Here is a 4,044-nt window from a genome sequence, read left to right as displayed (position 1 = left end):
TAGAAATAAGAAAAAATATGCTATTAAAAATCTCATTAATTAAGTGAAGTTTATTTGTAATAGGCTATAACGAATTTGCTAAACTGCGAGCGAGGACGTGTCGGCAGAGACTTGCTGTTTTAGCTGGTGTTGGGCACTGTGAATTTTAATTATTTCTTTTCAAGTTAACTTCTTAATTCATAAAATTTAACCTTTAACTAATAAATAATTATTTCAAATTTTTGGGTTATTATTACATGATATATACACCTTCTTTATAAAGTAATTTATTTACTACATTATTTTTGTCTGTGTAATTCCAAAAACCTTCTCTTTTACCATCTTTATATCTACCAAACAATTTAATTGATCCATTTTCATAGTAATACACCCATTTTCCTATCTTTTTTGAATCTTTAAACTTCTCCCTGCATTTAAGTTGTCCGTTTGGATAGTATTCTTTTAAAACTAATTTCCCAAAGTTGTCGAAAAGTTTTGTTTCTTCGATTAAAACAATTTGTTCAGTACTTCTTCCATCGAGAACTTTTAATGTGTCTGAATAACCAACCTTTTTTCTTACTAAGATTGAATCTACACCTACTCTATATTTTATCGTTAAAGAACCATTTTTATCAGAAGTAAATTTAATACCATCATAAAATATGATAGCTTGCTCTATAGGTTTTCCTTCTAAATCATTTATTTTGATTGATATTTCATTTTGTCCAAATAAGTTTAGACAAACCAATAAAAAACTTATTACAAGAATAGTACTTTTCATACTCATTTAGTTTCTGATAATTCTCTATAACTTAAGAAGCTCTTCTAAACTTAGAACTATACTATTGTGCCCAACGAAAATGCTAAACTACGTGTGAGGGTGAGTCACCCGACACATGTAGTTTTAGCTAGTGTTACCTACTGTTTAATATTTGTTTCAAGATTTTCTACATTCTCATCAACAATTTCAGTTAAACGTTTTATTTCCTCTTCGTCTACAAGGTATGTGTTAGAGTATTTTTCATACCAATGATATCCTGAATTATCTGTATTTGGAAAAAATCGTTCTAAGGAAACAATCTTGATAAGATTTCTCAGAATTATTGATTTATTTGATGGAGTGTCTAAATACTCATTAATTAAATGTGTAGAAAAAAAATATTGAGATAACGTTTTTCCAATAACAATTTCCGTAATACTAAATAATATAGGATAGCCAATAAAATAATAAATAAATAGACTATGCTTAAAAACAATGAATAAGTTTTCAATTAATGTATCCCTAACACCATACTCTTCAATTAACCTTTGTTCTTCATAAAAGAAAAAGTATGGTAGACTTATTAATGTCATTATCAAGGTAAAAAGACCATAATCTATAAAATTATGTAGATATCTTTTAACGTTTGAGATAGTTTTTATTTTTACTGGATATTCATAACATTCTTCATATTGTTCTCTATTTCCATATTCATCTCTTCTATATCTAGTATGATATTTATCTTCTGTATATTCAAATATCTTTTTTTTCATAATTAATTCGTGAGTGTTAGAAATAATAGTAGGTAACGTGATGGCTAAACTGCGAGCGAGGACGCGTCGGCCGAGACTTGCTGTTTTAGCTGGTGTTGTACTCTTTTTATTTTGAAAAACTTTTTTGCATTTTATAATTATTAAACCAATACCAACAACAACATAGAAGACTAAATACCAAGAGAGCTATTTCTAAATTTAAAATTTCCCCAAGCAATTGAAGTGATTTATCTGTAGAATTAATTATATCAGTATTTAAGTTATAATTAATTGTTAAGGATTCAAGAATAGAATATTCCTTTTTTAATATGATGATTTTTCCAATTATATAACTTGATAAAGTACTATATAGAATGATTAAATAACTATTAATTGCATTTTTGATAATATAGTAACTAATGGTTAATAGGATGAATACATTACAAAACAAGATTATTGATAACAGATATTTCGGAATGTCTACATATACATCTTTAAATTGAATATTCATTAATTCATAAGTAAAATAACTTTTCCCTAAGGTAAAGAATACAAGACTTATACTTAATGTAAAAAAAATTAGTACTTTTTTTAATTTGCTCAAAATAATATTATTTAGTTTGCTTGATTAAAATTCAATTAATAATTGAAAAGATTACTTTGCTTAATTGAGTACAACGTAATGGCTAAACTACGAGCGAGGGTGCGTCACCCGAGACTTGGTGTTTAGCTGTTGTTGTACATTGTATTTTTGTAATTCTAAGTTTTTAAGTTGTAGTTCAAATACTTTTAATCTTGTAATAAGCTCTACTACAGTATTATCTTTTATTATTTCACTATTTAAGAATGTTGTTTTCAAATTCAATAGATACTCTTTATTAGCATTATTGTCAAAGGAATTATGCAATTGACCAATTTGTGATTCTAGGTTTTGAAAGTTTCTTGACATAATTATTTCATTTGGGATTTGTATGTCATTTCCATGTACGATAGCATCATTTTTAATATACCTACCTCCACTCCTTAAAAGAATATCATTTTCTATTTTATGTAAAATGTCATATACTTTAATAAAAGAAGAGTCTTGATTAAAATTACTAATATCAATATTCGCACTTTTTAATAATGATGAGATTTTATCAATACTTTGTTTAGGTACGGTATTTTTGAAATGATAAAACTCTAACAAGAAGAATAGAACTACAGGTATAAATAATAATAATGAGTCCGCAGAATTATAAATTTTATTTTCTTTTTTTAAAGGAATAGATATTATCATAACTAAACAGAAAGCTATTAATAATATGCTTGATACATAAAATAAATATTGAGAATAAAACCTTAAATCAGGCAAGAAATTAAATATTATTACTCTACTAAATAGCAATATTAAAACACTACTACTAGAGAATAAGGTTAATAGGAATCTATTTTTCATTGGGGACAAGTTATTCTTCTTGAAGATCCCATAAATTGATACTACTAAAATAAGTATTATTAAGAAGAGAAAAGATATTAATAAGGTTGACATTTCAATTATTAGTAGTGGTAGTTAATATGCATATAATGTACAACGAATTTGCTATGCAGCGAGCGAGGACGTGTCGGCCGAGACTTGATGTATAGCTGTTGTTAGGTACTTTACTAATTAATTTTTTTAAGGTATTTACTACTCATCCAGCCTGCTAATTTAGGGTTTTCACTTTCTGTACAACCAATTGTGCAATCCATTATAACAAACCACCAAACTCTTCCAGTTTTATCTACTTTTGAGTCTATCGCAATTCCTTTGTCACCTTCTTGATATTCCATCATTATTTCAGAGTCATCTAAAGAAGGTATTGTTCTTAAATTATATGTTGACTTTGTAACTATAAATTTTTGATTTAGACGAGTATTTTCTGGTAATAATCCATTCTCATAATTGTATTTAATTCTATCTGATTTTACAATCTCTATATTGTCTGAAGAATTGATTAAATATAAATAAGTGATATTAAAGATTGGATCTGCACAACAAGACTCATCCAAGATAATTACTTCTTTACCTATGCCTAAATCTAATTCTTTTATATTCGTTATTTTACCACTTAAGCTAATTAAATGTTCGAGAGAATCGCCATTGTTCAAATACAGAATTACTTGATTACCTTCTAAGCTTGGTTGAAAGTAACCACCTTCATAAATTAGATCAATGAGTGTATCGTTATTTATATAATATGGATGATAATTTTCATTATTAAAAACCATTTCATCTTCAAATAACTTCTTGGTGAAATCATCTAGTTTTGGAGCTAACCAATTAAATCCGTCTGTTTGTTTGAATGGATTAAAGGATTGAGCAAAACTAGTACTCCAATTGAACAGGAGTATGATCAATATCAAAAAATTAAAAGATCTTATAGAAATATTACTCATTAGTCTAATTCTTTTAGTTTGCTTGTTACACTTTTATTGTACCTAACGAAATTGCTAAACTGCGAGCGAGGGCGCGTCGCCCGAAACTTGCCTTTTTAGCTTGTGTTATAGCCTGTTTAATTATTTTTTAGTTCA

The 4,044-nt window shown here is 27.1% G+C and carries 4 protein-coding genes; all 4 read right to left on the bottom strand.

The features are described from left to right. Nucleotides 1-232 precede the first annotated feature (232 nt). Nucleotides 233-760, bottom strand: coding sequence for a toxin-antitoxin system YwqK family antitoxin (locus tag HGP29_RS27780; RefSeq protein WP_168885739.1), 528 nt, complete (start codon nt 758-760; stop codon nt 233-235). A 137-nt stretch (nt 761-897) separates the two neighbouring features. Beyond that, the gene (locus tag HGP29_RS27775; RefSeq protein ID WP_168885738.1) at nt 898-1,512 is read right to left on the bottom strand and encodes an RDD family protein; all 615 of its coding nucleotides are present in this window, start codon (nt 1,510-1,512) and stop codon (nt 898-900) included. 670 nt (nt 1,513-2,182) lie between these two features. Next, on the bottom strand, nt 2,183-2,929 hold the full coding sequence (locus HGP29_RS27770; protein WP_168885737.1) for a hypothetical protein: 747 nt from the start codon (nt 2,927-2,929) through the stop codon (nt 2,183-2,185). Nucleotides 2,930-3,135: 206 nt separating this feature from the next. Continuing rightward, on the bottom strand, nt 3,136-3,870 hold the full coding sequence (locus HGP29_RS27765; RefSeq protein WP_211093439.1) for a hypothetical protein: 735 nt from the start codon (nt 3,868-3,870) through the stop codon (nt 3,136-3,138). Nucleotides 3,871-4,044 lie beyond the last annotated feature (174 nt).

This window comes from Flammeovirga agarivorans (assembly GCF_012641475.1).
In the GTDB taxonomy this organism is placed as follows: Bacteria; Bacteroidota; Bacteroidia; order Cytophagales; family Flammeovirgaceae; genus Flammeovirga; species Flammeovirga agarivorans.
This window is presented reverse-complemented; position numbering and strand designations above follow the sequence as displayed.

Coding starts and splice junctions, on each gene's coding strand:
- HGP29_RS27770 (WP_168885737.1), bottom strand. CDS start 2,929: ATGAAAAATAGATTCCTATTAACCTTATTCTCTAGTAGTAGTGTTTTA.
- HGP29_RS27780 (WP_168885739.1), bottom strand. CDS start 760: ATGAAAAGTACTATTCTTGTAATAAGTTTTTTATTGGTTTGTCTAAAC.
- HGP29_RS27775 (WP_168885738.1), bottom strand. CDS start 1,512: ATGAAAAAAAAGATATTTGAATATACAGAAGATAAATATCATACTAGA.